The following is a 3,628-nucleotide window of genomic DNA, read 5'->3' as shown; positions in this document are numbered from 1 at the left end:
GCACCGTGCCCCGCGAATCCTGTAAGCCTCCGGTGATCCAGCACGGGGTGAAGGCCGGCGAGGGAGGAGACTTCGGCGTGTCCGTGCCCGCGCTCGTGACCGGCGGCCTGCTGATCGCGGGGGCGCTCGGCGCGGCCGTGTACCGACTGTGGCGCAGGGACTCGTCGGCGGACGCCTGAGACCGGGGCGGGCTGGGTACGCAGAGCGCGAGAGACGACCGGCACGGGAGGTACGCATGCGGCGGACGGACCCGGAAGGCCACGGACCTGTCCGCTACGGGCCGCCCCTCCCCGACGACGGGCTGCCCGTGCTGCCGGAGCTGTCCGCCGTCCTCGCCGCGGCCGCGGGCCGGGCCGGGAGCGAGCCGGTCGGCGGGGGATCCGCCCTTCTGGACGCGGCGTGCGGCTACTGGGAGCGGCGTGGACTGGCCGTCGTCCCCGAGCATGCCGTGGCCGCTCCCGGCGCACCCGCCCTGCTGCTCGCGCTGACCGCCGCGATCGGCGGCGACGTCCTGGTGCCCCGGCCCTGCGCCGCGTGGTGGGCGCCGTACGCACGCCTGCTGGGCAGACCCGCCTTCCACGTGGGGACGCCGGCCGAGTGCGGCGGGGTGCCCGATCCGTACGCGCTGCTGGAGACCGTGCGCCGGGTGCGTGCCGAGGGCGGCGATCCGCGGCTGCTCGTGCTGTCCGTCGCCGACGACCCGACGGCGACGGTGGCACCGCCGGAGGTGCTGCACGAGACCCTCGAGGCCGCGGCCGGTGAGGGACTGCACCTGGTCAGCGACGAGACCTGGCGCGACACGCTGCACGCGCGGCACGACACCGTGCTGTTCAGCCCCGCCGAGATGCTGCCCGACCGGGTCACCGTCGTCAGCGACCTGGCCGGTGCGCTGTTGCCGCCGGGCTGGCCTGCCGCCGTCGCCCGCTTCCCCGCGGGCGAGGCCGGGGAGGAGCTGCACGCGCGCGTACTGGATGTGCTGACCGCGCTCGACGCGCGGGTCGCGGGCCCGGTAGCTGCCGCGGCCGGCTACGCCCTGGGCGAACCCGAGCCGGTCAGCGCCCGGGCGGCCGCCGTCGTACGCCTGCACGCGCGCGTGGCGCAGGCCGCGCACCACACCGTCGTCGCGGCGGGCGCCCTCGCCCGGCCGCCGCAGGCGGGCCGTCATCTCTACGTCGATCTGGGCCCGTTGCGGTCCGCGCTCGCCCCGCACGGTGTGGGCGACGCGCAGGAACTGGAGGACTTCCTCACCGCCCGGCTCGGCATGCCCGCTCCGGGCGGCCACCGCTTCGGCGACGAGCTCGGCGCGCTGCGCGTCCGGCTGTCCACCGGTCCGCTGTTGGGCGGCACGGACGCAGAGCGCGCGGAATGCCTCGATTCAGCCGAGCCGTTGGAACTGCCACACGTGCGACGCGCGTTGATCGGCTTGAGGTCGGTCTTCGATGATCTCCGCGACGACGCTCAGCGACGGGAGCCTCCTCGATGACGCCACAGTCCGAGTCGACCACGAGCACCCAGGAATCCGACGATCCGGCGGCCACGTCACCCTTCGCGCCCCCTGTTCCGCCGCTCGCCGAACCCCGTCCGCTCGCCGAGCGGCGGGTCTGGCCGCGGACCTTCCACGACCGGCTGACCGCCCCGCTGCCCGGCATCAAGGCCCTCGCCCGGTTCGCCCGCGAGGGCGCCGTACGCCCCGGCCGCGAGGGCCTCGCCGACATCCCCCGCCTGCCCTTCGAACCCGCCCCGCTGCCCCGCGTGGACGCCCGCACCGTCGCCGTCACCTGGGCGGGACACGCCAGTTGGGTACTGCGCATCGGCGGGCTCACCGTGCTGACCGACCCGGTGTGGTCCCGCCGCATCCTCGGCACTCCCGCCCGCATCACACCCGTCGGGGTCGACTGGAACGAGCTGCCGCGCGTCGACGCGGTCGTCATCAGCCACAACCACTACGACCACCTGGACGCCCCCACCCTGCGCCGGCTCCCGCGCGACACCCCCGTGTTCGCACCGGCCGGGCTCGGCCGCTGGTTCCACCGCCGCCGGTTCACCTGCGTCACCGAGCTGGACTGGTGGGAGGCGGCCGAACTCGACGGCGTCCGCTTCGACTTCGTGCCCGCCCACCACTGGTCCAAGCGGACCCTGACGGACGCCTGCCGCACCCTGTGGGGCGGCTGGGTGCTGACCGCCCCCGACGGCCGCCGCCTCTACTTCGCCGGTGACACCGGCTACGGCCACTGGTTCACCCGGATCGGCCGACGCTACCCGGGCATCGACCTCGCCCTGATGCCGATCGGCGCGTACAACCCCCGCTGGTGGCTCAGCGACGTCCACTGCGACCCGGAGGAGGCGGTACGGGCGGTACAGGACCTCGGTGCGCAGCGCATGGCCCCCATGCACTGGGCCACGTTCGTGCTGTCGGCGGAGCCGGTCCTGGAACCCCTCAAGCGCGTGCGCGCGGCGTGGGAAAAGGCGGGCCTGTCCCGGGAGGACCTGTGGGACTTGCCGGTTGGTGGGTCACGGGTGCTGGACGGCACCCAATGAGAGGCGCGAGGACATGCCGGTAAGGGGCGTGGGGCTGAGTCGATATGCGGCTCCGCCGCGATGGGGGTCCCCCCGCTCGAGCGAAGCCGAGAGTGGGGGAGCGACCAGCCACAACTAACCCGCAGCCGCGATACGGCATCGCCACCCGAGTTCTCAGGCGCCAGCCTTCCGCAGCCGGCGCCAGCCACTCGGCACCGCACTGATGACCAGCGTCAGCGCCACCGCCGCGACCACGCCCTCCCACGGCTCAGGAAACAACGACCCACCGAGAATCCCGATCAGCTGATACGTCACAGCCCAGGCCAGACAGGCCGGCAGATTCCCGCGGGCGAACCGCCGCATCGACCACTTCGCCAGCAGACAGGCCAGCATCACCGGCAGCCGGCCCGCCGGCACCAGCCGGGACAGCACGAGCACCGCCACCCCGTGCGCGGCGAGCTTCTCCTGGGCCTGGGCCAGCCGTTCCTCCGGCGCCCGCGCCCGGATCGCCTCCAGCCAGCGCGAGCCGTTCTTCGACCCCATGCCGCGCCGCCCCAGCCAGTACAGCGTGGCATCGCCGAGGAACGCGGCCAGCGAAGCCGTCACGAACACCAGCGCCAGCGAGAACGGCGCCGTCTGGTGGAAAGCGACCACCGCCGCCGAACTCACCAGCGCCCCGGTCGGCACCACCGGCACCAGCGCACCGAGCAGCACCAGCAGGAACAGCGTCGGATAGCCGATCGCCTGCTGGGTGGATTCCGGCGGCACCGTGGAGGAGGCCGCGAGCCAGTTCACCGCGCGACCTCCAGGCGCACGCTCTCGCCGTGCCGGAGCGCGTGCACCGCGACCTGCGGCGCACGCTGGGCCGCGAGCCGCACGAAGTCGTCGCCGGGCGCGTGGAACTCATGGGGGCGTACGGCGTCCATGCCGATCGGCCAGTACGTGCCGTAGTGCACCGGCACGGCGCTGCGCGGCGCCAGCCGGGCCAGAGCCTCGGCCGCCCGCCCCGCGTCGAGATGTCCGTCCCCCAGGTACGGTCCCCAGCCGCCGACCGGCAGCAGCGCCACGTCGACCGGCCCGACCTCCTTCGCCATCGTGTCGAACAGCCCGG

4 protein-coding genes are annotated in these 3,628 nt (G+C 74.4%); 2 read left to right on the top strand and 2 right to left on the bottom strand.

Annotated elements, in window-relative coordinates; all coding sequences use genetic code 11:
* The first annotated feature begins 235 nt into the window (after window positions 1-235).
* On the top strand, window positions 236-1,483 hold the full coding sequence (locus tag ACTWQJ_RS48315; protein WP_443312722.1) for an aminotransferase class I/II-fold pyridoxal phosphate-dependent enzyme: 1,248 nt from the start codon (window positions 236-238) through the stop codon (window positions 1,481-1,483).
* Window positions 1,480-2,538, top strand: a complete 1,059-nt coding sequence (locus ACTWQJ_RS48310; protein ID WP_443312721.1) for an MBL fold metallo-hydrolase — start codon at window positions 1,480-1,482, stop codon at window positions 2,536-2,538. The genes ACTWQJ_RS48315 and ACTWQJ_RS48310 overlap by 4 nt, the downstream gene beginning before the upstream one ends.
* 153 nt (window positions 2,539-2,691) lie before the next feature.
* Here the strand turns inward: ACTWQJ_RS48310 and ACTWQJ_RS48305 are convergent, their stop codons facing one another.
* The gene (locus tag ACTWQJ_RS48305) at window positions 2,692-3,312 is read right to left on the bottom strand and encodes a DedA family protein (protein ID WP_385259391.1); all 621 of its coding nucleotides are present in this window, start codon (window positions 3,310-3,312) and stop codon (window positions 2,692-2,694) included.
* On the bottom strand, window positions 3,309-3,628 hold a 320-nt coding region (locus ACTWQJ_RS48300), incomplete at its 5' end, for an MBL fold metallo-hydrolase (protein WP_443312720.1). The genes ACTWQJ_RS48305 and ACTWQJ_RS48300, both read right to left, overlap by 4 nt.

It is taken from the genome of Streptomyces sp. KR55, from assembly GCF_052245645.1.
Lineage (GTDB): Bacteria > Actinomycetota > Actinomycetes > Streptomycetales > Streptomycetaceae > Streptomyces > Streptomyces flavusporus.
Note: the sequence above shows the minus strand (reverse complement) of the source record. Positions and strands in the feature narration are given on the sequence as shown.

What these genes read in the sequence shown, in the direction of transcription:
- ACTWQJ_RS48315 (WP_443312722.1), top strand. Translation starts at nt 236, where the DNA reads ATGCGGCGGACGGACCCGGAAGGCCACGGACCTGTCCGCTACGGGCCG.
- ACTWQJ_RS48310 (WP_443312721.1), top strand. Translation starts at nt 1,480, where the DNA reads ATGACGCCACAGTCCGAGTCGACCACGAGCACCCAGGAATCCGACGAT.